Annotated in this window: 20 protein-coding genes and 1 pseudogene; 9 read left to right on the top strand and 12 right to left on the bottom strand. The window is 64.8% G+C overall.

Going from position 1 to position 25,177, the window contains the following annotated elements; all coding sequences use genetic code 11:
• The first annotated feature begins 106 nt into the window (after window positions 1-106).
• From XI06_RS07815 to XI06_RS07805, 3 genes are read left to right on the top strand one after another with little or no spacing between them, the layout of a single operon-like run.
• Window positions 107-1,648: a thymidine phosphorylase family protein gene (locus tag XI06_RS07815; RefSeq protein WP_237859470.1), complete on the top strand. Its 1,542-nt coding sequence runs from the start codon at window positions 107-109 to the stop codon at window positions 1,646-1,648.
• Entirely contained in the window at window positions 1,645-2,577 is a 933-nt protein-coding gene (locus tag XI06_RS07810; protein WP_237859310.1) for a ribose-phosphate pyrophosphokinase, read from the top strand. Before XI06_RS07815 ends, XI06_RS07810 begins: the two co-directional genes overlap by 4 nt.
• Entirely contained in the window at window positions 2,574-4,169 is a 1,596-nt protein-coding gene (locus XI06_RS07805; RefSeq protein ID WP_237859312.1) for an MBL fold metallo-hydrolase, read from the top strand. Before XI06_RS07810 ends, XI06_RS07805 begins: the two co-directional genes overlap by 4 nt.
• Before the next feature lie 28 nt (window positions 4,170-4,197).
• Here the strand turns inward: XI06_RS07805 and XI06_RS07800 are convergent, their stop codons facing one another.
• Window positions 4,198-6,726: a cation-translocating P-type ATPase gene (locus XI06_RS07800; RefSeq protein ID WP_237859314.1), complete on the bottom strand. Its 2,529-nt coding sequence runs from the start codon at window positions 6,724-6,726 to the stop codon at window positions 4,198-4,200.
• Window positions 6,727-7,172: 446 nt separating this feature from the next.
• Between XI06_RS07800 and XI06_RS43455 the strand changes: the two genes are divergently transcribed.
• From XI06_RS43455 to XI06_RS07785, 3 genes and pseudogenes are all read left to right on the top strand, one after another.
• The gene (locus tag XI06_RS43455; RefSeq protein ID WP_333909316.1) at window positions 7,173-7,361 is read left to right on the top strand and encodes a hypothetical protein; all 189 of its coding nucleotides are present in this window, start codon (window positions 7,173-7,175) and stop codon (window positions 7,359-7,361) included.
• Between the two features lie 141 nt (window positions 7,362-7,502).
• A pseudogene (locus tag XI06_RS07790) lies at window positions 7,503-9,146 on the top strand (thiamine pyrophosphate-requiring protein); the annotation flags it as partial.
• A gap of 17 nt (window positions 9,147-9,163) precedes the next feature.
• The gene (locus XI06_RS07785; protein WP_271604996.1) at window positions 9,164-10,852 is read left to right on the top strand and encodes an alpha/beta hydrolase; all 1,689 of its coding nucleotides are present in this window, start codon (window positions 9,164-9,166) and stop codon (window positions 10,850-10,852) included.
• Window positions 10,853-10,857: 5 nt separating this feature from the next.
• On the opposite strand, the gene XI06_RS07780 is transcribed toward XI06_RS07785, so the two are convergent.
• Complete coding sequence (locus tag XI06_RS07780; protein WP_237859321.1) at window positions 10,858-12,447, bottom strand: MDR family MFS transporter; 1,590 nt, start codon at window positions 12,445-12,447, stop codon at window positions 10,858-10,860.
• A 162-nt stretch (window positions 12,448-12,609) separates the two neighbouring features.
• Entirely contained in the window at window positions 12,610-13,125 is a 516-nt protein-coding gene (locus XI06_RS07775) for a YcgN family cysteine cluster protein (RefSeq protein WP_237859324.1), read from the bottom strand.
• Window positions 13,126-13,419: 294 nt separating this feature from the next.
• Between XI06_RS07775 and XI06_RS07770 the strand changes: the two genes are divergently transcribed.
• The 3 genes from XI06_RS07770 to XI06_RS07760 are packed head-to-tail and all read left to right on the top strand — an operon-like array spanning window position 13,420 to window position 16,880.
• On the top strand, window positions 13,420-15,711 hold the full coding sequence (locus XI06_RS07770; protein WP_237859326.1) for a transglycosylase domain-containing protein: 2,292 nt from the start codon (window positions 13,420-13,422) through the stop codon (window positions 15,709-15,711).
• 9 nt (window positions 15,712-15,720) lie between these two features.
• Window positions 15,721-16,299 (top strand): DUF1214 domain-containing protein, encoded by a 579-nt coding sequence (locus XI06_RS07765; protein WP_237859327.1) that lies wholly within the window; start codon window positions 15,721-15,723, stop codon window positions 16,297-16,299.
• Window positions 16,296-16,880 carry a DUF1254 domain-containing protein gene (locus tag XI06_RS07760; protein WP_237859329.1) on the top strand — a complete coding sequence of 195 codons (585 nt, stop codon included), beginning with the start codon at window positions 16,296-16,298 and terminating at the stop codon, window positions 16,878-16,880. The genes XI06_RS07765 and XI06_RS07760 overlap by 4 nt, the downstream gene beginning before the upstream one ends.
• A gap of 284 nt (window positions 16,881-17,164) precedes the next feature.
• On the opposite strand, the gene XI06_RS07755 is transcribed toward XI06_RS07760, so the two are convergent.
• From XI06_RS07755 to XI06_RS07715, 9 genes are all read right to left on the bottom strand, one after another.
• Window positions 17,165-18,145 carry an alpha/beta hydrolase gene (locus XI06_RS07755; protein ID WP_271604995.1) on the bottom strand — a complete coding sequence of 327 codons (981 nt, stop codon included), beginning with the start codon at window positions 18,143-18,145 and terminating at the stop codon, window positions 17,165-17,167.
• A 337-nt stretch (window positions 18,146-18,482) separates the two neighbouring features.
• A complete protein-coding gene (locus tag XI06_RS07750) occupies window positions 18,483-18,818 on the bottom strand; it encodes a helix-turn-helix domain-containing protein (RefSeq protein ID WP_271605440.1) in 336 nt (111 codons plus the stop codon).
• Between the two features lie 688 nt (window positions 18,819-19,506).
• Window positions 19,507-20,685 carry an MFS transporter gene (locus XI06_RS07745; RefSeq protein ID WP_271604994.1) on the bottom strand — a complete coding sequence of 393 codons (1,179 nt, stop codon included), beginning with the start codon at window positions 20,683-20,685 and terminating at the stop codon, window positions 19,507-19,509.
• Between the two features lie 85 nt (window positions 20,686-20,770).
• Window positions 20,771-22,126: an NAD(P)-binding domain-containing protein gene (locus tag XI06_RS07740; protein ID WP_271604993.1), complete on the bottom strand. Its 1,356-nt coding sequence runs from the start codon at window positions 22,124-22,126 to the stop codon at window positions 20,771-20,773.
• A 48-nt stretch (window positions 22,127-22,174) separates the two neighbouring features.
• Complete coding sequence (locus tag XI06_RS07735) at window positions 22,175-22,492, bottom strand: ArsR/SmtB family transcription factor (RefSeq protein ID WP_237870039.1); 318 nt, start codon at window positions 22,490-22,492, stop codon at window positions 22,175-22,177.
• 391 nt (window positions 22,493-22,883) lie between these two features.
• Window positions 22,884-23,309 carry a hypothetical protein gene (locus tag XI06_RS07730; RefSeq protein WP_237869972.1) on the bottom strand — a complete coding sequence of 142 codons (426 nt, stop codon included), beginning with the start codon at window positions 23,307-23,309 and terminating at the stop codon, window positions 22,884-22,886.
• Between the two features lie 235 nt (window positions 23,310-23,544).
• Entirely contained in the window at window positions 23,545-23,826 is a 282-nt protein-coding gene (locus XI06_RS07725; protein ID WP_271605439.1) for a hypothetical protein, read from the bottom strand.
• 130 nt (window positions 23,827-23,956) lie between these two features.
• Window positions 23,957-24,433, bottom strand: coding sequence for a hypothetical protein (locus XI06_RS07720; RefSeq protein WP_271604992.1), 477 nt, complete (start codon window positions 24,431-24,433; stop codon window positions 23,957-23,959).
• On the bottom strand, window positions 24,434-25,060 hold the full coding sequence (locus XI06_RS07715; protein ID WP_237873614.1) for a LysR family transcriptional regulator: 627 nt from the start codon (window positions 25,058-25,060) through the stop codon (window positions 24,434-24,436). It lies immediately after the preceding gene.
• Window positions 25,061-25,177: the final 117 nt, after the last annotated feature.

The raw sequence follows: 25,177 nt of genomic DNA, 5'->3' as shown, positions 1-25,177 counted from the left end.
GCCCCGTTGGCTCGCAACGGGCAGCCGATCTCGCGGACCATGATCTGAGTCAAGCCCGTCGAGACGGCGGCAGCTAAGCATGACGGACCCAGCTTGCGGTCCGTTCATGAATCCCGATCTGTCACCCTCCCCGCTCAAAATACGCCGTGTCCATCTCGATACGGGCCGCGAGAACGTCGTCGTCATTTCCAGGCGATCTAAGGCGTTGCGTGCCGATATCTTTCGCGGCTTCAGCCGCGTCGAGCTTCGGCTGGACGACAAGGCGCTGCTCGCAACGCTGCTGATCACCGATGACGACGCATTGGCGGCCCAGGACGAAATCGGCCTTTCCGAGCCAGCGTTCCACCGCTTCGGCAAGCCGGTCGGCGCCCTGGTCACGGTCGCGCCGGCATCGCCACCAGAAAGCCTCGAGGCGGTGCGCGCGAAGATCCGCGGTCGAACACTGGACAAGGCGGAGATCAGCGCGATCATCAACGACCTCGCCCATTTTCGCTATTCCGACATGGAGATCGCCGCCTTCCTGATCGGCTCGGCGAGCTTCATCACCAGTGACGAACTGCTGGCCCTCACCGGCGCCATGGCCCAGGTCGGCACGCAGCTGGTGTGGCCGGACCCGATCGTGGTCGACAAGCATTGCATCGGCGGCATTCCCGGCAACCGCACCTCGATGGTCGTGGTGCCGATCGTCGCGGCCCACGGCCTGCCGATCCCGAAGACCTCCTCGCGCGCCATCACCTCGCCGGCGGGAACGGCCGACACGATGGAGGTGCTGGCGCGGGTGAATGTCGGCGTCGAGGAGATGAAGTCGATCGTCTCCTCCTGCAACGGATGCCTGATCTGGGGCGGGCACGTGAACCTGTCGCCGGCCGACGACGTGCTGATCTCGGTCGAGCGCCCGCTCAGCCTGGACACCCGCGAACAGATGGTCGCCTCCATCATGTCCAAGAAGATCGCGGCGGGATCGACACATCTGTTGATCGACATTCCGGTCGGGCCAACCGCGAAAGTCACCACCGCGATCGACGCGATGCGGCTGCGAAAGCTGTTCGAATTCGTCGGCGACCGGTTCGGCCGCTCGGTCGAGGTGATCACAACCGACGGCCGCCAGCCGATCGGCAACGGCATCGGGCCGGTGCTCGAAGCCAACGACGTGATGGCAGTGCTCGGCAACGAAGCCGATGCACCGCGCGATCTGCGCGAGAAATCGCTCCGCCTCGCCGCCCATCTGCTGGAATACGATCCGAAGCTGCGTGGCGGCGCCGGCTATGCACGTGCGCGCGAACTGCTGGAGAGCGGCGCCGCGCTGAAGCAGATGCAGAAGATCATCGACGCCCAGGGCCCCTCGAAATGCAGCACCGACCTCGGACCCATCAGCTTCGACGTCAAGGCGGCGCATGACGGCGTGGTGTCCGCGATCGACTGCCTGCGACTGAACCGCCTCGCCCGCACCGCGGGTGCGCCGCTCGACAAAGGGGCCGGCATCCGCCTGTTCAAGAAGATCGGCGACCGCGTCGAGCAGGGTGAGCCGCTCTATCGCGTCTACACGTTCGACGGGCCCGAGCATGATCTGGCCGCATCGGCCGCCCGGCAGGAGAGCGGCTACATCCTCAACGGTCATGAGGCGCTCCAAGGCAGGGCGCAGTCGTGAGCACGATCGCCCTTCAAGCCCTGCCCTCCGGCGCCAGCGCGGCAAAGCGGCTTGCGGCGCGGCTTGGCGTTGGGCTTGGGCTCGCCTGCGACGAAATCGCCCTGCACCGCTTTCCGGACAGCGAGCTGCGCGTCACGGTCGCGCCGGCAGCAGACACCACCATCCTTTTTGCCTCGCTCGATCAACCCAATGACAAGCTGATCGCCCTGCTGTTCGCCGCGGAGGCGCTGCGGCGCGATGGCGCCAGGCGGCTGGTACTGGTCGCGCCCTACCTCTGCTACATGCGGCAGGACATCGCGTTTCATCCCGGCGAAGCCATCAGCCAGCGCGCCATGGGCCGCCTGCTCGCAACGCTTGTGGACCGCGTCGTCACCGTGGACGCGCATTTGCATCGTACGCCCGACATCAGGTCCGTATTTCCCGATATCGAGGCGGAGAACCTGTCCGCCATGCCGGCGATCGCGGATGCCCTCGCCGCTGATGGCATCGATCCCGCGACGGTCCTGATCGGTCCCGACGCCGAGTCCGAGCCCTGGGTGAACGATCTCGCGGGCCGGCTGCGGCTGCAGCATACGGTGGCCCGCAAGACACGGCATGGCGATCGCTCCGTCGACATCGATTTCGCCGATCCGATGCTGCTCGCGGGGCGGCCGGCGCTGATGGTCGACGACATCGTGTCCTCGGGAGCGACCTTAGCGGTTGCAGCGCGGGCGCTGCGGGCGATGGGCGCAACGGCCATCGATGCGGTCGTGACGCACGCGCTGTTTCCGGCCGCAATGGTCACCGCATTCAACGACGCCGGCATCCGGTCGATCCGTTCGACCGACAGCGTGCCGCATCCAACCAATGCGATCGCGCTCGACGAGGTTCTCGCCGCCGCCTTGCGGTCCGAACTCGGCACGACACGTTCGCGGGAGACGACGAGATGAGCATCACCGTTCGCTTCTGCGGGGCTGCCCGCACCGTGACCGGCTCCAGCTATCTGTTCCAGACCGCCGCGGGCCGCTTCCTGGTCGATTGCGGCCTGTTCCAGGGACAGAAGACACTCAAGGAGCTCAATTACGGCGCATTCCCGTTCCGTCCTGCCGATATCCGGACGGTCCTGCTCACGCACGCCCATATCGACCACAGCGGCCTGCTGCCGAAGCTCGTGCGCGAAGGATTTGCGGGGCCGATCCTGGCGACGCGTGGCACGATCGACCTCTGCTCCTACATGCTGCCGGACGCCGGCAGCATCCAGGAGTCGGAAGTCGCGCAGCTGAACCGGCGCAACAAGGCCCGCGGTCGCAAGGAAGTCGAGCCGATCTACACACAGGCCGACGCGGTCGCATCGCTACAATCGTTTCGCGCGGTCGATTATGAACACTGGATCGACGTGATCCCGGGCGTCCGTGCGCGCTACTGGAATGCCGGCCATTTGCTCGGCTCCGCCTCGATCGAGCTCGAAATCGCCGAGCAAGGTTCGCCGCGCCCGCTTCGCGTGTTGCTTTCCGGCGATGTCGGGCCGGAGGCCAAGCTGCTGCAGCCCGATCCCGAAGCGCCTGCAGACCTCGACTATGTCATCGCCGAATCCACCTATGGCGACCGCTTGCGAGCCGCCACGACACCTGCGCTCCGCCGCCAGCATCTTGCCGCCGAGGTGCGCGAGGCCGCCGCGGGTGGAGGCGCACTGCTGATCCCGGCCTTCGCGGTCGAGCGCACCCAGGAGCTGATCGTCGACCTGGTCGACCTGATGGAGCACGGCGAGATTCCGACCGCGCCGATCTTCCTCGACTCGCCGCTGGCGATCCGGGCCACCGAAGTCTTCCGCCGGAACGCCGCGAGCCTCGACCCGAGCGTCGACGCCGACCGCCTGCTCAACTCGCCGCATCTCAAATTCACCGAGACCGCCGACGAGAGCAAGGCGATCATGCGGCTCAGCGGATTTCACATCATCATCGCGGCCAGCGGCATGTGCGATGCCGGACGCATCCGCCATCATCTGAAGCGCTGGCTCTGGAACGAGCGCGCGACCGTGCTGCTCGCCGGTTTCCAGGCCAGTGGCACGCTCGGCCGCTTTCTGCAGAACGGCGCGAAGGCCGTGCGCATCCAGGGCGAGGAAATCCGGGTCGCGGCACGGATCCGCATGATCGATGAATATTCGGGACATGCCGACGGCGCGGGCATGGCTGGCTGGATCGCGGCACGCCGCCCCATTTCCCGCGGGCTGTTCCTGGTCCACGGCGAGGAAAGCGCCATCGCGGGCCTGGCCGAGCGCGTCGGCGAACGCATCATTCCGGCGGCAAAGGTCTACCAGCCGATCCTGGACGACATCTATGAACTGGCCGCCCCCGAACCGCGCGTGATCGACGTCGATCATCGCCGGCGGCTCGCGCCCGAGGCCGTGACCCGGCTCGACTGGCACAACGAGATGTCGGAGCTCACGCTCGACATCAACGACAGGCTTGCAGCGGCCGCCGACGACCGCGCCCGCGGCGTCATCATCCGACGCCTCCGCCGCGCCCTGGACGAGAAGGCATAGCGTGCCCTGCGCATCCGGGCCACGCTGCTCAAGCCGCCCCTGAAGTCGGCGCGCGGCGACGCAACGGGTATTTCGACAGCTCCAGCAACACGAGGCAGACGAACGCGACCACGGCCGTGACGGCGAGATCATCCACATGCAGGGGACCAAAGCGGAACAGGTCCGCCGCACGCGGCCACACCAGGCTCAGGCCAAGCACCGACATCACAAACATGACGATGACGACGAGCGTGCGGTTCGGCCGGGTGAACGCTTCGACGAGCGAGGTCGAGAACGAGCGGTTGACGAAGATCAGGCTTACGATCACCAGCACTAGCGAGAAGAAGGTCAGCGCACGCACCTCGTTCGCCGGCATGCCGTAGCGGTTTGCCGTCACCATCACGCCGCCGGTGAGAACCAGAGCCAGGCCTCCCTGCAGCAGCGACCAGACCAGCAGCGACCTTGGCAATAACGGCTCGTCAGGCGAACGCGGCGGCCGCTGCATGACGTCCCACTCCTCGGTCTCGGCTTCGAAGACCAGTGAACAGACGGGATCGATGATCATCTCGAGAAACGCGATGTGAACGGGGCCGAACAGCAGAGGCATCCCTGTGAGCAGCGGCAACAGCGCAAGTCCTGCGATCGGAATGTGGACCGCGAGGATGAAGCTCATCGCCTTGCGCAGATTGTCGTAGATCCGGCGGCCAAGCCGGATCGCCTTCACGATCGAGCCGAAATCGTCGTCGAGCAGAACGATCGAGGATGCTTCGCGCGCCACATCGGTGCCGCGACCGCCCATGGCGATGCCGATATGGGCAGCCTTCAGCGAGGGAGCATCGTTGACGCCGTCGCCCGTCATGGCGACGATCTCGCCGGTGTCCTTGAGCGCATTGACGATGCGCAGTTTCTGGGCCGGCGCTATTCGCGCGAAGACGGCCCGTCCGCGCGCCGCGCGGGCGAGTTCGGCATCGGCCATGGCTTCGACATCCGCTCCTGTCACGACACGTTCCGGATCGAGGCCCGCCCGCATCGCAATCGCCGACGCGGTCGCGGGATAATCGCCTGTTATCATGACCACGTGGATGCCTGCGGAGCGGCATTCGGCAATGGCGTCCTTGACTTGCAGTCGCAGCGGATCGGCAAAGCCGATCAGGCCGCAAAAGCCAGAGGAAAAGCCGCGTTGCGTCTCTGGAAGATCGCCGCCCGCCCAACTCGCCCGCGCCACACCGAGCACACGGAGCCCTTCCTGCGCAAGCGCGTCGACGCGCGCCCGCAATTCAGCCAGCTCTTCCGCGCTCATTCCGCAAAGCATGCCGATCGTCTCGGGCGCGCCCTTCGCCGCAACGACGCATTCGTTGCCGCTGCCGCACCACACATTCGACATGGCGAGCAGGTCGGGACGCAAGCCATAGCTCTGTACGAGCCGCCGGCCCGCGCCGGCGTCAGAGGCCAGCAAATGCAACGCCTTCTCCATGGGATCGAACGGCTCCCGGACGCAGGCCAGCACGCCGGTCTCGATCAACGGATCGAACGCGGGCGCCGCGCGCACCGCGGTATCAGGCGTGTATTGCGCACCGTCGGGCAGTACCAGGCGTGCAACGGTCATGCGGTTTTCCGTAAGCGTGCCGGTCTTGTCCGTGCAGAGCACGGTCGCGGCGCCCAGCGATTCAATGGCCGAGGCGCGCCGCGTCAACACGCGCGCCTGGGAGATGCGCCATGCACCCATGGCGAGGAACACCGTCAGGACGACAGGGATTTCCTCCGGGAGCATCGACATGCCGAGCGCGATGCCGGCTAGCACGCCCTCCAGCCAGCCGCCGCGATAAAGCCCATACAGAAGCACGGTCAACCCGATCACGAAGGCGCTGGCGATGGCGAATGTCGCCACCAACCGCGTCGTCTGCTGTTGCAGGCGGGGCGCTTCCGCCGCCAGTGAATGCAGCGATTGTCCGATCTTGCCGATCTCGCTCAGGACGCCTGTCGAAGTCACTTCGGCCATCCCGCTGCCGCGAACCACCAGCGTGCCGGAGAACACGAATGGCTGGTCGTCGCCACCGGCATGCGGCGCTATCAATCCTTCGGGTGACGGCAAGGCCTGTTTTCTGACCGGAACCGATTCCCCCGTCAGCAGCGATTCATCCAGCAGGAGATCGATGGATCGAAGGACGGTGGCGTCAGCTGCCACGCGATCCCCCTCGGAGAGCACAATCAGGTCGCCGCGAGCGACCTCGCGACCGGGAATCCGGATGCGTTCGCCGCCACGGATCACCAGCGCGCGCGGGCTGGTCAGATCGCGCAACGAGTCGAGCACACGCTCGGTGCGCGCCTCCTGCACGATCGTGATGACGATCGAGATCGATGCGAATACAAGAAGCAGCAACGCCTCACCGAGATCACCCAGAACGAAATAGATCAGGCCGCCCGCCAGCAGCAACAGCAGCATGGGCTCGCGCAGCACCTCGATGACGAGGCGCAGGATCGTCCGCCGGCCCGTGCGTGGCAGCTCGTTGAAGCCTTCGGCCTTCAGCCGGGCCTGTGCTTCGGACGCGGTCAGCCCGAGCATCGCCGACGATCTCATGGAGGTTCCTGGGAGTCCCTGTACGATGAGGACGCATCATCTCGTCACCACCATCATCATGCCATGTTACAAGCAGCTGCCGGCTTGACGTGGGTCAAACGTTGCCGGCGACAAGGCGACATCCCGCTCGGCTTGCTCCCATTTCCGTCAAGTTTGACGAGCATGTCACTGCTGATATTGTTCCCGGCGCGGCTCGATGACCCCTGCCCGTCGCTCGTTGAACCAAGGCCATTTGAAAGATGCACACGAGACGCGCGTTGCTCCTGGCTTTCAGCCTCACCTTGATCGGCGCCTGGTCACAAGATAGCGCCAGAGGACAGAACTCGGCCACGCCGCCGGTTTCGTTGACTCCGCCCAGTGCCTCGTCGCCGCATGCCGGGACGAAGAATTCGCCGAGAACGTCCGCCAGCGTGCCGTCGACTCCGGCGACCAGCGGGCTTCCACAATTGCCGAGCCCTGCAGCCGCCGCCGACTACGACGGCTTCAGCGTCGGCACTGACGACCACGACGCACCAAGCCAGGTGACGCCGCCTGCGAGGTCACGCGCCGCAAACGGCCTCGACGCGCAGTCATTGGTCGATCAGGAAGACGAGGCGTTGAAGCGCAAGCTGACGATTTGCAAGAACTGCAAATAGGACGGTCGCCAAGCTTGGTAGCCCGGATGGAGGGCACTGCATGGCTGACCTACCGCGAACGTCCCCCGCCCGCGCTTTACCCTCCCGCAATTTCCTGATCCTCTCTGCCCAACAGCCGGAGCAACCGGCCAGCCTGAGGAGAGAGACGCCATGAGGCTCGGCACCGCGATTGCGGAAATCATGCGGCGCGAGGGGATCGAGGTCCTCTGCGGTTATCCCGTCAACCATCTGATCGAGCACGCGGCAAAGGCCGAGATCCGCCCCGTGATGGTGCGGCAGGAACGCGTCGGCGTGCACATGGCGGATGCGATCTCGCGCGTCACGTCGGGGCGTACGATCGGCGCGTTCTGCATGCAGCACGGGCCCGGCGCGGAGAACGCGATGGGCGGCGTCGCCCAGTGCTTTGGCGAATCCGTTCCCGTGCTGGTGCTGCCGATGGGCTATCCGCGCCGGCTTGCGCATATCGAGCCGAACTTCAACTCCAGCGAGGCGATGAAGCCGTTTGCGAAATCGTCCGAGCCGATCATCCTCGCCGCGGAAGTGACCAACATCTTTCGCCGCGCCTTCACCAAATTGAAGAACGGCCGCGGCGGTCCCGTGATCGTCGAGATCCCCTCCGACATGTGGAACGAGGAGGTGCCGGAGCCGCTGAACTACACGCCGGTGCTGCGCACCCGCTATGGCGCGGACCCCGTGCATATGAGGGAAGCGGCCGCCCTGCTCGTCAATGCCAAGCGTCCGGTGATCTATGCCGGCCAGGGCGTGCACTACGCGCAGGCGTGGCCGCAATTAAAGCGGCTGGCGGAACGGCTGGCGATTCCTGTCACCACCAGCTTAGGGGGCAAATCGTCATTCCCCGAGACGCATCCGCTCTCGCTTGGCTCCGGTGGCCTCGCCGTGCCGCGCGCGGTGCCCAAATTCCTCGCCGAGGCCGACGTCATTTTCGGCGTCGGCTGCTCCTTCACCGAGACGAGCTTCGGCATCGCCATTCCGAAGGGCAAGACCATCATCCACTCCACGCTCGACCCGAACCACCTCAACAAGGATGTCGAAGCCAGGATCGGCCTCGTCGGCGATGCCGGCCTCGTGCTCGATGCATTGCTGGAGGAGATCGGCAAGACCGTCACTGCCGACCGCGATGCCTCTGCGGTCGCAGCCGAGATCGCGGCCTCGCATAAGGAGTGGCTGGCGAAATGGATGCCGAAACTCACCAGCAATGACGCGCCGCTCAGTCCCTATCGCGTGCTATGGGACTTGCAGCACACCGTCGACATCGACAACACCATCATCACCCATGATGCCGGCAGCCCGCGCGACCAGCTCTCGCCGTTCTGGAAGGCGGTGACGCCGCTCTCCTATCTCGGCTGGGGCAAGACGACTCAGCTCGGCTACGGCCTTGGCCTTGCGATGGGCGCTAAGCTGGCAAAGCCCGACAAGCTCTGCATCAATGTCTGGGGCGATGCCGCCATCGGTTTCACCGGCATGGATTTCGAGACGGCGGTGCGCGAACGCATCCCGATCATGTCGATCCTGCTCAACAATTTCTCGATGGCGATCGAATTGAAGGTGATGCCGATCTCGACCGAGAAATACCGCTCGACCGACATTTCCGGCGACTACGCCGCGATGGCGCGCGCCTTCGGCGGCTATGGTGAGCGCGTGACGAAGCCTGATGATATCATCCCCGCGATCAAGCGCGGCATCCAGAAGACCAGGGAAGGCGTGCCCGTGCTGCTGGAGTTCATCACCAGCAAGGAAACCGAGGTGTCGCGGCCGGGGACGTGAGCCTGACAGAGACTTTGATGACTCTCGCGCGCTTCATTCGGCGGCAATTGCTTTCGCTGTCCGGCGTCGGCCTCATGCTGGGTGCGCTGTTCTTCGCGGCAGCGCTGACGCCGACGTTGATCCCGCGCAGCTATCTGACGCAAGGAGCGCTGGCTGGCGGCTGCTTTGCAATCGGCTATTTCGCCGGCGTGCTGTGGCGGCGGCTGTGGCACTATCTCGAGCTGCCCGAGCCGTCGGCGCGTGCAAGATCCCTCGCGAATGCGCTTGTCGCCGCCAGCTGCCTGCTCGTCGTCCTCGCGGCGCTCTGGCGCACGACCGCATGGCAGAATGCGATCCGTGACGTGATGAAGATGGCGCCGGTCGAGACGGCCTATCCGCTCAAGGTCTCCATCATCGCCCTGGTCACGTTCGTGGTGCTGCTGGTGCTTGGGCGATTGTTCGCACTTCTGGCCCACATCCTCGCTGTCGGCACACGGCGCGCCATTCCGCGCAAGCTCGCCAACGTCATCGGCGTCATCGTCGCAGGTCTGCTGTTCTGGTCGATCGCGAGCAACGTCCTGATCCGCATCGCCTTCAACGCACTCGATTCTTCCTTCCGCGAGCTCGACGTTCTGTTCGAACCCGAGCGCCCGCAGCCGACCGCGGCCGACAAGACAGGCGGTCCGGCATCCCTGGTGAAGTGGACGGAGCTCGGGCGCATGGGACGCCGGTTCATTGCCTCAGGCCCGACCGCTGCCGAGATCAGCGCTGTCACGGAACGCCCCGCGCTGGAGCCCGTGCGCGTCTATGTGGGCCTTGCGGCCCGCGACACGGCGCAGGCTCGCGCCAGGCTTGCGCTCGACGAGCTCAAGCGCCAGCACGGTTTTGAACGCAAGGTCCTGATCGTCATCACGCCGACTGGCACGGGCTGGATCGATCCGGCCGCGATGGATACGGTCGAATATCTCCACCATGGCGATGTTGCCAGCGTCGCGATGCAGTACTCCTATCTCAACAGTCCGCTGTCGCTGTTGTTTCAGCCCGAATACGGCGCAGAAGCTGCGCGTGCCCTGTTCGCCGAAATCTACGGCTACTGGACGACGCTGCCGAAGGAGCGGCGGCCGAAGCTGTATCTGCATGGGCTTAGCCTCGGCGCCATGAACTCGGAGACGTCAGCAGAGCTGTTCGAGACGATCGGCGATCCCATTGCGGGCGCGCTGTGGAGCGGTGCGCCGTTCGAGAGCCGCATCTGGCGCTCGATCACCGACAACCGCAATCCAGGCTCGCCGGCCTGGCTGCCGCAATTCCGCGACAGTCGCTTCGTGCGCTTCATGAATCAGAATGGGCCGACGGTGCCGCCGGATACGCCCTGGGGACCGATGCGTGTCGTCTATCTGCAATATGCCAGCGACGCGATCACGTTCTTCGCCTACCGCGATGCCTATCGGGCCCCAGCCTGGATGAACCCGCCGCGCGGGCCCGACGTGTCACCGGAGCTGCGATGGTATCCAATCGTCACCATGCTGCAACTCGCGCTCGACATGGCGGTCGCAACCCACACGCCAATGGGCTTTGGCCATGTCTACGCGCCCGAGCATTATGTGGATGCCTGGGTCGCGGTCACCGATGTCAACGATTGGTCGGCTGAAGCGCTGGCGAAGCTCAAGAGCTATCTTGCTGCCAGAGCACGACAGGCACCCGGCGACGATCCCGATCGCGGCGGATAGAGCGCCTACTCCGCCATCTCGACCGGTTGCGCCTTGGAGGGACCTGCCAGCGGCCGCTCCTCCATCATGATCAGGCAGAGCGAGGCTGTCGTCATCAGCGCGGTCGCCGCCGCGAAGACATAGCGGAACGCGTGACGCATGTCCTCGGCCGGGATCGCCGGAATGCTGCCTGCGGCGTGATGCTCGCCGGCCAGCGGAATGTCTGCGCCGAGCGCGATCAGCAGGATGGCGGCGAATGCTGCGACCGTGAACGAGGACATCAGCGAGCGGAAGAAATTCATCGCGCCGGTGATGGTGCCGACCAGCGGACGGGCGACGGAGTTCTGCAGTGAGACCACGCAGACCGGAAACGTCGTGCCGAGGCCGAGCGCGAACGCGGCCATCAGCGTCAGGAGGCCCCACAGCGGCAGCGTGGTGACCGTGAGACCCAGCGCGCACAGCGCGGCCCAGGACGTGCCGATGATGGCGACCCGCTTGTAGTGCTTGGCGCGCGCCATGGTGCGACCGGCGACAGCCGCTCCTATGGTCGAGACCGCTGCGAGCGGGATCAGCGCAAGGCCCGCCTCGCTGGCGCTGAGGTGATAGACCGACTCGTAATAGAGCGGCAGCTGCACGGTGAGGCCGGTGATGGCGCCGAGGCCGCAGCCGCCCGCGGTCAGCGCAAAGGGCGCGACCGATCCGCCAAGCAACGGCAACGGCAGGAACGGCTCGTCGGCGCGGCGCGCGTGCCAGACGAATGTGAACGCGAGCGCGACGGCGCCGCCCACCATCGCCAGCACCGTTGGCGAAAGCCAGGGATAGCGCGTGCCGCCCCAGGTCAGCACCAGCATGAAGACGACGGCGGAGGCCATCAACAGCACGCCGCCGAGCCAGTCGACCTTGCGCTTGCGGTGGAACACCGGGATCTTCTTCATCTTCGGCAGCAGCAGCGCCAGCGCTGCGGCTGCGAGCGGCAGGTTGATCCAGAAGATCATCGACCAGTGCAGATGCTCGGCGAACACACCGCCGATGACAGGGCCGAGGATGCCGCCGACCATCCAGACACTGGAGAAATAGGCTTGATATTGCCCGCGCTCGCGCGGAGAGACGACGTCGGAGATCACGGTCTGCACGACGGGCATGATGCCGCCGCCACCAAGCCCCTGCAGGCCGCGCGCGAGAATCAGCATCGGCATGCTCGGCGCGATCGCGCACAGGATCGAACCGGCGATGAACAGGCTCAGCGAGACGATGATCATGGCCTTGCGGCCGTAGATGTCACTCAGCGTGCCGAAAACCGGGGCGACCGCAGTCGAGGCGAGCAGATAGGCGGTGATCACCCAGGACAGGTTAGAGACGTCCTGGAACTGGCGGCCGATGGTCGGCAGCGCGGTGGCGACGATGGTCTGGTCGAGAGCGGCCAGGAACATCGTCAGCATCAGGCTGATGACGATGGTGCGGACCTCATCCGAGGTCAGTGCTGCCGGCGGCGAGATCGGGGGCGCGTCGCCGACGCTGATGACCTCGCCCGGAAGACGGGTCAGTTCCTCGGCGATATCGTCGGGCAATGTCTGAATATCGGCAGCTTGCTTGCTCTGCCGTGTGAACTGGTTCATCTCGGACTGTCAGATCGGGCGTGTTGCGGCGCAAAGCCGCGAAGGATTCGTTCTATCCTACCAATCTAAACAGCAACCTTCTTCTCAGGCAGGCACCACGGCGCATGGGTGCATCCCGCACCATGGTCATCCCGATGATGTGATGAGAAGAGGGCCGGCCGATCAGTCCTTGGGACGTCGCTTCAGGCGTGCCCGCTTCGGCACCTGCCCCGGCCATTGCACCAAATAGTGCTCGAGCTCGGTGTCCGGGATCTCGTCCTCGGTGCCGGCGACCCGGCCACGCACGGAGACGCCAGCCTCGTGCACCGTATTGGGATCGCCCGATATCAGCGGGTGCCACCAGTAGAGATCGCGGCCTTGCGCGACCAGCCTGTAGCCGCAGCTCGGCGGCAGCCAGGACAGGGTGCGGACCTTTTCTGGCGTCATGACAACACAGTCCGGCACGAAGTCGAAGCGATTCGCGTAGTCCTTGCAGCCGGCCGTGCAGGAATCGAGCATCTTGCAGCTGACATCGGTGAAGTAGATCTCGCCGGTATCCTCGTCTTCGAGCTTGTTCAGGCAGCAGCGGCCGCAACCGTCGCACAGGCTCTCCCATTCGGCCGTCGACATGTCCTCCATCTTCTTGGTTTTCCAAAAGAATCCATCCTGGTCCGAAGGTGGTTTGCGTGCTGCGGTCATGCGGCTGATACTGATCCAAAGAGCTAGGGCCAGCGCCATCTAGGGCGCGCGGCCGTCAGACTGCAAGGAACACCCCTGCGAGGCCCGTATTGAACCGGGGTTCAATTAGGCCTGTTGTTCAAAATTGCGAGCCTGGCCATTGGTTTATAGGCCCCGCTCGGCTAGAAGAACAGCAAGTCCCCTCTGGTGCGCGGAACGGGCGCCTTGGGTTTGCCGCAACAATCCCGCAAGACGTCTCGATGCCGCCCCGGCCGGGTGCTTGAACGCTTTCGAACCGAGCCTCAAGGGTTCTAGGTGGTCCAGAACACACCATCCAACTGGAAGAGTCGTATCAGGAACTTCTTCCTCGACCTCGATGCACGCATCGACTCCTCGCTGTTCTCCTCGGCGAAGGGCATCCGCGAGCTCTACGAGCGCTACTCGACCTTCATGGACCGCTTCTATGTCGGGCGTTGGAAGCGCTGGGTGTTCATCGAGCCGCTGTCGGAAGCCGCGACCATCGGCCTCGGCGGCATGGTGCTGATGCTGATCCTCGCCATCCCCGCCTTCCGCGAAACCGCGGACGAGGACTGGCTGAAGAAGTCCGACCTCGCGGTGACGTTCCTTGACCGCTACGGCAACCCGATCGGCAGCCGCGGCATCAAGCACAACGACTCGATCCCGCTGGAAGATTTTCCTGACGTGCTGATCAAGGCGACGCTGGCGACCGAAGACCGCCGCTTCTACGAGCATTTCGGCATCGACATCGCCGGCACCGCCCGCGCGCTCGTCACCAACGCGCAAGCCGGCGGCGTTCGCCAGGGCGGCTCCTCGATCACGCAGCAGCTCGCCAAGAACCTGTTCCTGAGCAACGAGCGCACCATCGAGCGCAAGATCAACGAGGCATTCCTCGCGGTCTGGCTGGAATGGCGCCTGACCAAGAACGAGATCCTCAAGCTCTATCTCGACCGCGCCTATATGGGCGGCGGCACGTTCGGCGTCGACGGCGCGGCGCATTTCTACTTCAACAAGTCGGCGCGCGACGTGACGCTTGCCGAGGCGGCGATGCTCGCGGGCCTGTTCAAGGCGCCGACGAAATACGCACCCCACATCAACCTGCCTGCCGCGCGTGCCCGCGCCAACGTCGTGCTCGACAATCTCGTCGATGCCGGCTTCATGACCGAGGGCCAGGTGTTCGGCGCCCGCCGCAACCCGGCCTTCGCCGTCGATCGCCGCGACGAGGCTTCGCCGAACTATTATCTCGACTACGCCTTCGACGAGATGCGCAAGCTGGTCGACACCTTCCCGAAATCCTACACCGAGCGCGTCTTCGTCGTTCGCCTCGCGATCGATACCAACGTGCAGAAGGCTGCCGAAGACGCGATAGAGAACCAGCTGCGCCAGTTCGGCCGCGACTATCACGCGACGCAGGCCGCGACCGTCGTCTCCGATCTCGACGGCGGCATCCGCGCCATGGTCGGCGGCCGCGATTACGGCGCGAGCCAGTTCAACCGCGCCACCGACGCCTATCGCCAGCCCGGCTCCTCGTTCAAGCCTTACGTCTACACCACTGCGCTGTTGAACGGCTTCACGCCGAACTCGATCGTGGTCGACGGGCCGGTCTGCATCGGCAATTGGTGTCCGCAGAACTATGGCCATTCCTATTCCGGCGCGGTGACGCTGACCCAGGCGATCACGCGCTCGATCAACGTCGTGCCGGTGAAGCTCTCGATCGCGATCGGCCAGAAGGAGCAGCCGAAGGCGCCGAACCCCGCCAAGCTCGGCCGCGCCAAGATCGTCGAGGTCGCGCGCCGCTTCGGCATCAAGGCTCCCTTGCCCGACACGCCGTCGCTGCCAATCGGTTCGGACGAAGTCACCGTGCTCGAGCACGCCGTCGCCTATGCGACCTTCCCGAACCGCGGCAAGGCCGTGACGCCGCATTCGGTACTGGAAGTGCGCACCGGTGCTGGCGATCTGGTCTGGCGCTGGGACCGCGACGGCCCGAAGCCGCGCCAGGCCATTCCTGCGAATATCGCCGCCGACATGGCCGGCATGATGAGCCACGTCGTCAGCGAAGGCACCGCGCGCCGCGCCGCCCTCGACGGCATTCCGACCGCGGGCAAGACCGGCACGACGAACGCGTATCGCGACGCCTGGTTCGTCGGCTACACCGGCAATTTCACCTGCGCAGTCTGGTACGGCAATGACGACTACTCGCCAACCAACCGCATGACCGGCGGCTCGCTGCCGGCGCAGACCTGGCACGACATCATGGTCGCGGCGCATCAGGGCGTCGAGGTCCGGGAGATCCCCGGCGTCGGCATGGGCCAGAAGCTGCCGCGCGAGCCGCTCGCGAACGCGCAGGCGAATGCAGGACCGAAGGTGCTCGAGACCAAGCCCGGTCCGCCGCCGGTGCTGACCAAGCGCGGCGCCGACATCCTGGTGCGCGTCGAGAAGCTGCTCGACGACGCGGCCAAGACCGCGACCAAATCGACTGATAACAACAGCCAGCCGGCCAAGCCGGCGTCGTCGACGAGCGCGCTCGCCTTCCCGCAGAATTATGCGGCGGAGGAGAACGCGAACGCATCCACCCCGCGCAAGAACTGATCTGATCCCGTGCGGCTGCTCCTGATCACATTGACGGCCCTGCTGCTCGCGACCGTGGTCGGCGTCGGCGCCACCTGGATGACGACGACGCGCGGCACCGAGATCGGCGCGCTGACCATCGGCGCCTGGACCGCGCGCCCGCGCACCGGCACCGCCGACGTCGATCCCTATTCGCGCGCCACCATCGTGCGCAACGGCGAACTGCCGATCGGCACCGGCGACGGCGTCGCCTTCACCGCAACGACCGACGACAAGAAGAAGGCGCTCGACGGCCGCTGCGACGTCGTCGTGTCAGGCGTGACCCCGCCGGCGCGGTTCTGGACGCTGACGTTGTACGACCGCAAGGGCCACCTCGTCGCCAATTCGTTGCAGCGCTACGGCTTCACCAGCCAGGAGATCCTGCGCCAGTCCGACGGCTCGTTCGAGATCCACATCGCCGCGCGCTCGCGCGCCGGCAACTGGCTGCCGACCGGCGGCATCGAGCGCTATGCGCTAATGTTCCGCCTCTATGACACGCCCGTGGGCGTGGCGACGCGCACAAAGCGCGACGCGCCGATGCCCAGCATCTCCACGGTGGGCTGCTCATGATCCGCCTGGTGTTCACGATTGTTGCCGGTGTGGTGCTGGGCCTCGTGGTCCACCTCGTCAGCGTGCTGGCCTTGCCGCGCATTGCAACGCAAGATGCCTATTCGCGGCTGACGCCGATGACCAAGCTCAACGGCGTGACGCAGCTGCCGCTGGCCGATCCCAACACCTCGCCGATGCCGTTCATGGACCCGGCCTTCGCGCTCGCGATCTGCCGCTATGATCTTTCGGGCGGGCCGATCAAGCTCACCGTGCCGGTGAGCCAGGCCTATACGTCGGTGTCGTTCTACACCCGTAACGAGATCGCCTATTACGCCATCAACGACCGCTCGGCCGGCAAGAAGGTGATCGAGCTCGACCTGATGACGGAAGCGCAGCACAACGCGCTGCCCGAGGACGAAGAGATCACCGCGGCCGACCGCCTGATCATCGACTCCCCCAGCACGACGGGCCTGATCGTGATGAAGGCGCTCGCCGCCGAGCCCGGCCTGATGCCGCAGGCGCAAGGCTCGCTTGCCGCCGCGACCTGCGCGCCGCAGACCGAAGCGCCCGCCAAGGCCGAGACGCCGCGCGGCCGACGCTAAAGCGCGGGCGTTGAGGCGCCTCAAAGCAAAGCGCGCGAAAACAACCCCATGCACAGTAGCGGGGGCATTGAAGCCACTGGCAATTTCGACGTCGCGCCGAAGCAGGCGCTTGCAGGGTCGCCGCATCGGCCCGCCCGCCGCATTTTTCCGCTTTGACACGTCGGGCAAAACACTGGCAGAATGGCATCGTCGAAAGATCGTCGCGCCCGCGCGGAAAAATCCGCTGCGGGTTTTTTCATGTCGGAGTTCAGATGATCGCGACCGCTCGCAGCGACGGTGGCCGCTCAGCGTGCGAGATGGCTACGGATACCGTCGACCGTCTGGCGGATCGCGGCTTCCGTCGAGGGAAGTTTGCGCAGCGCGTTGAGCAGGACGAAGTCGTGAATTGTGCCGTTGTAGCGCACGGCATCGACGCTCACTCCCGCCTCCTTGAGCTTACGCGCGTAAGCCTCACCTTCGTCGCGAAGCGGGTCGTTCTCGGCGGTGATGACGAGTGCCGGAGGTAGATCTTTCAGATGATCGAGGCTGGCGCGCAGCGGCGAGACGTAGGGATTGTCGCGGGTCTTGGCGTCGCCCGCGTAGCGATCCCAGCCATATTTCATGAAGTCGCGAGCAAGGAAGCGATCCCTGTCATAGGCGAGATACGATTGGCTATCGACGCTGGCGTCGGTCGCCGGAATGAGCAGCACCTGATAGCTGATCTTCGGCCCCTTGCGGTCCTTGGCCATCAGGGTCAGCGCCGCGGTCATGTTGCCGCCGACTGAATTGCCGGCGACTGCGATCCTGTCGCCATCGGCGCCGAACTCCCCGGCGTGCCCGGCTACCCATTGCAGGGCGGCATAGATCTCGTCTAGCTGGGTCGGGTAGACGGCGGCCGGCAACGACGTGTATTCGACGAACACGCCCACCTGCCCCGATCCGACCACGAGGTCGCGCAACAGCCGCTTGTGATTGTCGAAATTGCCGGCGATCCAGACGCCCCCATGGATAAAGAGCAGCACGCCTGGCTTGCCGGTGATATGCTCGGGCTTCATGACATAGAGCTTCACATGTCGACCAGCCTCGGTGATGGTTCGCTCGGTCGTGGCAACCCCGGACATGTCGACCGGCGTCTGGTCCTGCAGCCCACTCAGGATGTCCTGCGGCCTGGGCTGGGGCAGCTCCCAGAAGGGTGAAGCATCCTTGTTGATCTGCACGAGGAACGCCCTGACCTGCGGATCGATGGCAGGATCTGTTGCGACATCGGTCGCGGCACGCGCGGTCATGGCTGTTGCTCCCAGTAGCAAAGTTGATAGTAGCGTCGTTATGCGCATCGGTTTCCGCTCGAACGTTCATAGAGGTGGTGGCCCCAAACTATTCGAGTAGCGCGCGCGGAGGCTTTTGCATTTCGTCCGTCTTATTGAAAAAGGCGCACCTTTTGCGCGGTCCTGCGCTGCAGGCGTGCACTGCCTGCAAGCGCCAACTCGGGAAGAGGCCAGGCAAAGACGAGTGAGATCGCGAGGCGCTGTTTGGCCCAGCTAATGCCCGCGATTGCGGATGCACGCCTTGGCGCTCGCCATCATCGCGCTCGGTGAAGGGCGATGCGCCGAAAACGGCAGGCAGTCATTTCGCGTATTCGAGCCGCCAGGCGCCGGGCGAGGCGCCAACGGCCCTTCGGAAGGTCGCGGCAAAATGGCTTTGGTCGGCAAAGCCACATGCGAGCGCGATGCTGGCGAGGCTCATTTTCCCGTCGATCAGATGGCGCTTGGCCGCTTCAATGCGCTGCAAGATCAGGTATTGATGCGGCGGCAAGCCGGTCGACTGTTTGAAGGCGCGGGCAAAATGCTTGGCCGTGAGTCCAGTCAACTCGGCCAGATCGTCCAACCAAATGTCGTTCGCGAGATGTTCGGCAATGAAGTCGCGGGTCTGCTGCAATTGGCGCGGAGACAATCCGCCCATCCGAGACGTAGCGTGTCGATGCGGCCAATGATGCAACCGTATCAGCCAGTCGACCAGCAGGAGCGCGCGGCCTTCCATCTCGAGCGAAGTGGCGGGAATGCGCGAGTCGAATGCCCGCCGGAGATACTCGAAGGTCAAAGCATGCAGTGTCTTCTCCGGCACGAACGACAGGTCGTCGCGAAGGCGTGCGACGAGCGCCGGAATGTTTTCTGCATCGGAAGCCCTACCAAGCAGAGCATCCGGCAAGAACACTTGTCCGAACTTGATGCTTCCGTGAGCCAGATAGCGCGTCCGGGCGCCTCTTGGTTGAAGGGTCAAATCGCGGCCGGGCCCACTGGTCCGGACGACCCTGCGATTGTGATCTTCGACGGCCGCGCCGTGGAGACGCAGCCCGATCACCGTCTCGGGGGAGGTCGTCCAGCTCGATTCCTCGATGCCGGTGGAGCAATTGTGCAGAAGCGCCGGCGCCAGCCATCGTTCTCGCGCGCCCTTGACTCGAACGATTCCAACGCTGCTGCCCGCAAACGCCAAAATGTGCGGGTTGGCTTCGTCGGACGCTTCCGTCGGGACTTCACTCTCGTGGTCTTGCGCCATGTGCAAACTTCGGGCTTTTGCGTCGATAGAACGACTTTAGTCGACGTGGCGGCCTGAATGCCTGACGAAGCCGTGAACGAGCGCGCACTCGCGCTCACGATATTTGGCGCTTCGGCGGAGCCGTTCGCGCCCAGGCCAGGGCGAGCGGTCCGACCGCAATTCCGGCCGCGAGCACGACGAACACCAGCAGCCAGCCCCGCGCACTCTGCGGTCCGCCTGCGGCGTCGAGCGCCGCGCCAGTGCCCCAGGCTCCAAGCGCGGACAGTCCGAAGCCGACAGTGGAATGCAGGGCCAGCGTGGCGCCACGATGCTCGGAAATGGCCGCAGCGGACATGCCGGCCGTTAGCGCGCCGGAATCGGCCGGCACCGTCAGGCCATAGATCATCAGCAACAACGCGACCAACCACGCCGGTGCGGTCGCGTTGAAACCGATGACGATCGCGACGCAGGCCGACGCGAGCATCACCACCGTGATGGCGCGATGTCGTCCGAATTTCAATGCGGCCTCGTTGCCGAGGATGCTGGCGGGCATCGAGATCACCGCGAAGCAGAAGCTCATCAGCACGGGCGTCAACCACGAGGGCGCGCTTTGATGCGCAACGACGAAGGTCCAGAAGCCGACCAGCCAGGTGCGGATGCCGTAGAGCTCGAAGCAATGCGCGCCATAGCCGAAGATGTATCCGAGCGCCTCGCGGTTGGCGAAGACGGGGACGAAGTTGAGCAATCGTCCTGCCTTCGGGACAGGGCGCTGCTCCCGCATCAGAAGGCACGCCACAACCATCGCGATGGGACCGAAGCCGGTCACGACGAAAGCGGTCCGCCATCCCCAGCGATCGGCGGCGACTTGCGCCACCAGGAACGACAGGCCGACGCCAACCGAAAAGCTCGACGTGTACAATGTGACGGCCCGCGAGCTGTCGCCGGCTGGCAGCCGGTCCGTCAACGCCTTCAATCCCGGCATGTAGGCGCCGGCAAATCCGAGGCCCGCAATGCACCAGATCGCAGTCGCCGACCAGAACCCTTGCGCGAAGATACCAAAGGCCACGGTCGCAAGTCCGCTGACGACCGAGCCCCAGAGCAGCACAAGCCGCGCATCGATGCGATCGGTCAGCGTCGTCAGCAAGGGCACCGCGAGCATGTAGCCGAACGCGTAACCGCTCGCCATCAACCCGCCCTCCGCTGCGGAGAGGTCCCATGCGGGCATCAGATGCTGCGCGAGATTTGCCGACAGCGTGACATGCGGCAACAGATTGCCGACCTGTCCAATGCACATCACCGCGATGAGAGACCGACCGCTCAGACTACGAATAGCTTCCCCCCTCTTACGACCAAAACGACGGGGCCCGAGCCGCCACGGCTTAGGCGCAACCACAGCCGGATGCGCCGGCCTTCTTGGCTGTTTCGTCGGCGGCACAGCAGGCCGACGCTTCTTCCTTCGCCGCCCCCCCGCAACATCCTGCGTCCCCGGCGCTCTCGACGCCGCCACGCGTGCAGACGCCGGTTTCCGGCAGCACAAGTTCGACTCTCGCCGCGGCCTTCTTGTCGCCGGCGATGTCGGCCGCGATCGAGCGGACTTGCTCATAGCCGGTCATCATCAGGAAGGTCGGCGCGCGGCCGTACGACTTCATGCCGGCCAAATAGAAGCCCGGCTCATCATGCGCGAGCTCGCGTGCGCCGTGTGGGCGCACGGTGCCGCAGCTGTGCTCGTTGGGGTCGATGAGCGGCGCCAGCGCGACCGGCGCCTCGATGGCCGGATCGAGCCGCAGGCGCAGTTCGGACAGAAACGAAAAGTCGGGACGGAAGCCGGTCGATACGATCAGTTCGTCCACGACCACGCTTCGCGTACCGGCCAAAATCTTCAGGCGGCCTTCGGACTCAGAGAGATGCGTGACGCCGAATTCGGTCTCGACGCCGATTTTTCCGGAGGTCACGAGCGCGGCAAAGGCACTGCCAAGCGCGCCGCGCGCGGCAAGCTTGTCGTTGCGGCCGCCGCCGAAAGCTTTTGCCGGATCGGCGCCGCGCACAAGCCAGACGGGCTGCGTCCCCGGCACCTCGTCGGCGAGACGTGCAAGATCGATCAGCGTGCCGACCGCGGAATGGCCGGCGCCAAGCACAGCAACTTTCTTGCCGGCATATCTGGAACGTTGGGCGCCCCACACGTCGGGCATGCCATAAGCGACGCGGTTGGCGCACTCAGCCTCGCCGATCGCCGGCAGGCCGTTGCTGCCGGCGGGATTGGGGGAGAACCATGTGCCTGACGTATCGATCACGGCATCGGCGCGCAGAACCTCCGGCCCCTTGCCGTTCTGATAGCGGATTTCGAAAAGCGCCTGCTCTCTGCCCTTCGTCTTCGCCTTGTCGAAGCCGACGCGGCTGATGGCCGAGACCCGGCTGGACGTGCGGATCACGTCACGCAAGGGCGTTCGCGTCGCGAGCGGCTTGAGATATCCCTCAAGCAGCTCGCCACCGGTCGGATAGGCCTGAGGGTCCGGCGAATTCCAGCCCGTCGGCGCGAGCAGACGCGCTGCGGCCTTGTCGACATTGTATTCCCACGGCGAAAACAGCTGGACGTGCTGCCACTGGCGGATCGCATGTCCCGCCTCCGGCCCGGACTCCAATACGATGGGTGACATGCCGCGTTCGAGCACGTGTGCAGCTGCTGCAAGGCCGACAGGCCCCGCCCCGATGATCGCTACCGTCTTTGCATCGCTCATGTCGTTACTCCCATCATTCTAGAATCATCGAATAAGCTCGCAAAAAAATCAGGCGGCCGATTGAGCGCCCCCGCATCCGACTTCGTCCGCGCAGCACTCCGCCGCCAGGAAATCCACTAGCCCACGCATCGCGTCGAAGTTCGCGTGACAAACGAGGGTCGTGGATTCGCGGACCTGGCTGACAAGCCCGACCGCGACCAGCGACTTGATGTGGTGAGACAGCGTCGATGCCGGGATTTTCAGCTTCTCTTGCAAGCGGCCGACCGGCATGCCGGAGTGTCCTGCCCGAACCAGGGCGCGATAGATCTGGAGCCGGGTCCGGTTACCCAAAGCTTCCAGGCGCGCTGCTGCATCGTCGATCTTCATGACGAGCAACATGCGCCCGTCCCGATCAGCTTGTCAACGGTATTTCTAGAATGTTCGAAATATTGGCGCGGCGCCCGATTTCAGAATTGTCGATCCAGGAAGCTGGTGCTCATGCTGATGCCAGCTTCTGCCCCTGTCGGTCGGGCCGATCCAGGATCACCCGACAGCACGGGTTCCAGGAACAACTTGATATTTGTTAAGTTGATACTGCGCCATCGCAAGGGGGCGCGCTATGCAAGAAGACGATTTATCCGGCAAGGCAGAGCGGGCGCTCGTGACGGTTGCACTGGGCACCGCGATGCTCATCATCTGCCTTGGGTCCTTGCTGTACAGATAAGCCGCGCTCTCGCGGATGGATGACCTCGCGACCGGCCGCCTGCGCCATGTCATCCTACCGCTCCTCGGTTGGATGCACCCATTTGTACGGCGTGATGCTTCGCGTTTCCGTCAGCTTGATCATGTGGACGGGCGGTGCGGTCCGTCCCTTGCGGCATGACCGGCACTTCAGCGACGCCTCCAGCTTCCAGATCGGCGTATCGCGGGGACGGCGGATCGCATCGAGCGGCAGGCTCGCGCGTGCCTTGCACCTAATGCACTCGACCTCGAGCCAGCCAAGGCCGCCGTTGAGACATTGCCCGATCGTCGGTGATGGCTGCGAGGGACCGCCGTAACCTTCCATGCGCACCGACCAGGCCTCGGCCTCGGCACGATCGGCCTCGCGCACCGCCTTCTTCGCCTCCTCGCGGGCATGCTTGGCGGAAATCTCCGCCCCCATGATGCGGCCGCTCCAGATGACCTCGCGTGATTTGGTGCTCATGCCGCGATCAAAGCAACGTGACAGCGCGCTTGCAAATTATCGATTGCTAGTGGGTCAGATCTATTCGTCGCTACTGCGTGTCGTGGGTGTGGACAAGTGGCGGCATCGATTCCATGGCGAAGCCGATCTCGAAGACCCATCAACACCGCAGCCGCGTGATGGCCTGCGGCAGCGACGCCAGCACGCGCGCGATGCTTCGGTTCACAATTGATTGTGCACGCGTGAAAGGACGCCATCACGCGTGAGGCAGAACGGTCGTGATCTCGTAGATCGCCACCGCCGTTCCGAGACAGCGCCGCCAGGGATTGACGCCGCGGACGATCTCGTCGGCCGCCCAGAGGAGAAGTCCACCTTTGATGATAACGGTCAGCGCAACGCTGGCTTGACCTGAGGGCGGCCAGAGCCACCGGAGAAGGGTCGCTGCGATCACGATCCACAGAACCAGATTGGGCGCCTGAACAATCGTGATAGCGCCTGTTTCACGATTCCGGAAAAACCAGTTCAGGAGCTTGCGCATCATCGCGGGCTGAGCGGTTGCAACGACGGGACTGGCTTCGTGGTCGTCCAGGAGATAGAGGTGCGCGGCTTTCCGCTCATACAAAACCGCCCCTGACACGAGTCAAGGGCGGTTTCCGGATCGGGCCGGATCAGTGACCGGTGCCCGGCTTGGTGGTTTTCGGCGGCTTGCCGTCTTCCATACGACCTTCGTTGCGAAGATCACGGCCCTCCTGGGCCTTGCGCTGGCTCTTCGGATCCTTGTCGTGCTCGTTCATCTCTTCCTTGATGTAGCCGGCGCCTTCCTTGATCTTACCTTCAACACTCATGACGTCCTCCTTCGATATGGGAGGTAATGCGCTGGCGAGCCCGACGTTCCGGCGCTGGACGTCCGTCTGGCATAGGAACGCAAGGAACTGCCCTGCGTTACGGACCAAATGAGTCAGGTCCGACGAAGAATACGGCAGGAAAAGACGTTGAGCGAAAGGCTCGCTGAAGCTGCGCGCGAAGCCCGCGCGCAGGTGCAGCCCCTGCCGGATGGACAGTTGCGAGACGTCCGCCTGGAAAAGGCTCGCCAGTACGAGGCGCAAATCCCGCTCAATGCATTTCTGGGACAGCGCCGATAACAATCAGCTCCCGACGCCGCCGACCAGCCGCGGCCGGCGGCTCGCGCGCGCCCTCTCATCCATCACGGTACGCAGCCATTCGCGAAAGCTGACGATCTCCGGACAATCCACGGTGCCCTCGGGCGCGATCAGCCAATCGCCGAGACCTGTCCCCTCGGTGACCCTGTCGCAACGATAGCCGGGATGATGGCCGAGGCTGCGGGCGATCAAGAGATCAACCTTGCCCTCGACAAGCTCATGCAGGCCGGCAGGCTGGAGCACGCGCAAACCGATCTCCGCATGCGCACTCCGAAACGCCGCGAGATCAAGGCGGCGCAGATCGAAGCTGGCATGGACGCCCAATTGCAGCAGCACGACACCTTCAGGCTTCAACTGCGAGGTCGCCTCCGCGATGTGGCGAAAACCCTCGGACACCCCCGGCAGATAGGCCTGACCTGCCGCGGTCAGGATCAGCTGCTTGTGCAACCGCTCGAACAGCTGCACGCCGAGGCGCGCCTCCAGCGCTTTCACCTGCTGCCCGACGGCAGCGGGGGTCACGTGAAGTTCGTGCGCGGCCAGCTTGAAGCTGAGATGGCGCGCAGCAGCCTCGAAGGCGCGGAGCGCGTTGAGTGGCGGAAGGGCGTAGGTCATCGCGCATCAGTTTGACACCGATGGACCGCCGTCTTGCAATAGATTTTCTTACGCTGAACCGCAGGAATGATGCTTTGCGCGGCAGTGATGTCGCCGGATAGGGTCGGTTCGCAATCC

It is taken from the genome of Bradyrhizobium sp. CCBAU 11434 (assembly GCF_028128895.1).
In the GTDB taxonomy this organism is placed as follows: Bacteria; Pseudomonadota; Alphaproteobacteria; order Rhizobiales; family Xanthobacteraceae; genus Bradyrhizobium; species Bradyrhizobium zhengyangense.
This window is presented reverse-complemented; position numbering and strand designations above follow the sequence as displayed.